Raw genomic sequence first — 2,629 nt, forward strand, 5'->3', positions numbered from 1 at the left:
CCTTTAAATCTTAATAAGGAGAACTTGGCAAGGAACGATATTGATTACATCAGGATAGTCTCTGCCAGAAGCTCTCCACCTATAACAGGTGACAGTCCCGAAGATTCAACTTCTAGAACCGAAGCAAGCTGGCCACAAATCCAGATTACTCCTCGGCAGTTAACCCCCTGATAGACCGTCGTAAGGAATGTGCCCTCGAATCTACTACCTGGTTAATGCACCTCTTCTGTGTTTATGTACTTAATAAGCACGCAAACAAAAGCCTTCTAAAAAGAAGGCTTTTGAAATTTACCGTTTAGCCGTCTAGCTGTCAATCACTAATTAAGAAATAAACAACCAACTAAATACGATGATGAGTAACCAATAGTGTAGGCAATCATCAAATACATAAACATGCGCAGGTAACTTACAAAGGTCAGTTCCTTAATTTTACTCATTGCAATAATGCCAGCAGCTGAACCAATGATAAGCATTGAACCACCCACACCTGTTGCATAGGTAAAGGTTAACCACTGGCGAGTATCCATTACGATATCTGCTTTTAGTAGTGCTGCGGTTAGTGGCACGTTATCAACCGCCGCTGATAAAATACCCATAAAGTAGTTGGCATACTCTGGTGCAAGCACCTCATAAAGGTGCGTAAACTGGTTCAACACACCAATTTCTTTCATCGCGCCAACAAGCAGTAATACACCCACAAAGAACAATAAGGTGTCGTACTCAATTTCACGTACATAATCGATGATTTTTTTGTTTACGTCTTTTTTGCGCATTAAAAACTGCGCCACCAAAAACATCATCGACAACCCACATAAAAAGGTCAGCAACGGTGGGATTTTGTACCACACACTAAACATCAGCGTGGTAATAATGGTCGAAACAAAAATACAGGCAATGGTAATGTCGGTTTTTTCAATGCGGCGTAATTCGACTTTCTCAAAGGTAATCATACCTTTCATGCCCATGCTGAGCATGACGGCCAAAATAAACACTGAAAATGCTGCTGGTGCAACTAATAACAACAAGTTCGCAATGGTTACTTTATCCGCAAGGAAGATCATTAAAGTAGTCACATCACCCGTAATAAGCGATACACCACCTGAGTTCACTGCAAATACAATTAGCGTGGCGTATTTGATTAGCTTTTTAGTATCAAGCTTTAACGACATCACAACTGCAAGAGATATTAGTGTGGCGGTTATGTTGTCTGAAATCGACGAGAAGAAAAACGCAAACGCACCGATTAAATACATTAAATTCCGCTCACTCATTTTACTCGGCAATACCCTATGCACCAAGCTTTGAATAAACCCTTTGGAGTTTAAATAAGCAACAAAGGTCATCGCAGCCATCAAAAACAACCACAAGGTCGCAATTTCTAAAATATTATGATCGAGTTCTTTTTGAACAGATTCTGGGCTTTGCCCATGTAGAGGAGAAATAAAGAGGATAATCCAACACAAAGTTCCAAAAAATAGCGTTGTTTTGGCTTTGTTTACATGGATAATGTCCTCAATAACAATCAGCACAAAAGCGATTGCTATCAGCGCGAGAATAACACCTGACACCATCTTGTTATTTTAACCTGCTAGAGTTGAGTTAAAAATTTGAACGAACACCCAACCTGCGGCATTTTATGGGCAGTTGAGCGGCGCGAAGTGTAGCACTGTAGATTACCTAAAACCACTCCAGTTTTAGACTAATTACACAATATTTTTAAATAAAATTTACTTTTAAGATAAATATCAAGTTAACGTGGATAATTATGATCCCACCGAAAAGAATTTTGACCACTTTAGTGGACAATTGGTCATTGATAGAAGCCTTAATTAAACGTTTCGATTTCAGTGATTTTAGCTTCCAAGATGCCCAAAGCTTGCTAAAAAAATTAGACCCTAAGCTTTCATCTGAAGCCGTATTTAAACAAATAAACAAGCTAATCCAGTTAGAGATTATTATTCCCCTTGCTAAATCGTCTCAACTTGAGATTAACCGAGCAATTGCCGATTTTTCGCAATTTTTATTGCAAGAAGAAAGTCTAGGCCTCGTTGGTGAAATTCATGTTTTGGTAGATGATTTAGCACGCTTAAACCAACGTTTATCAAACGCTGGCTTTAACGATGATGAAATGGAAATTAAACGAAATGCCCGCATTATGGATGAGCGCGTGCGTAAAATTGTTAAATTATTCCAACATAATCAAAACGCTATTTTTAACCTTGTCGAACAAGCTAAATCTAACGATTCTAATTTAACGCTGGCAAAACGCTATAAAGCAGTCATTGAAGCATTTGATGAATACATCGAACCAATGTTAAATATGGTGGATATCGGCGGCGAGTTTAAATTGTGTTTTGAGCAAATTGAAGCCTCACTGAGTGACTTGATTTTGCACTTCACCACCCTTGGCAAATTCAAACACGAGAAACGCCAGCTAGAGCAACTACGCAGCCGTATTTTGGATATGTACCTTATTGGTCAGCAGTCTCTTACCAAAAGTGCCGATGTATTATTGCCACTGCGTGAAGAACTGCGCCGCAATACCCAGCTAACCAAACAAACCTCAGAGGTACTTGCGCTTATTCGTAAACAAGGGGTGGATAAAATCCTTGGCGAATTTATGCCGTAC

Annotated in this window: 2 protein-coding genes and 1 riboswitch; of the genes, one reads left to right on the plus strand and one right to left on the minus strand. The window is 39.3% G+C overall.

Annotation, left to right across the window (positions count from 1 at the left end; translation table 11 throughout):
- Positions 1–60: 60 nt before the first annotated feature.
- Positions 61–234, minus strand: a riboswitch (Lysine riboswitch).
- 83 nt (positions 235–317) lie between these two features.
- Entirely contained in the window at positions 318–1,571 is a 1,254-nt protein-coding gene (gene nhaD, locus ABYD77_RS18730) for a sodium:proton antiporter NhaD (RefSeq protein WP_372771611.1), read from the minus strand.
- A 194-nt stretch (positions 1,572–1,765) separates the two neighbouring features.
- Here nhaD and ABYD77_RS18735 point away from each other — a divergent pair.
- On the plus strand, positions 1,766–2,629 hold an 864-nt coding region (locus ABYD77_RS18735), incomplete at its 3' end, for a hypothetical protein (RefSeq protein WP_372771612.1).

The sequence above is a fragment of the Pseudoalteromonas sp. genome (genome assembly GCF_041629635.1).
GTDB lineage: Bacteria > Pseudomonadota > Gammaproteobacteria > Enterobacterales > Alteromonadaceae > Pseudoalteromonas.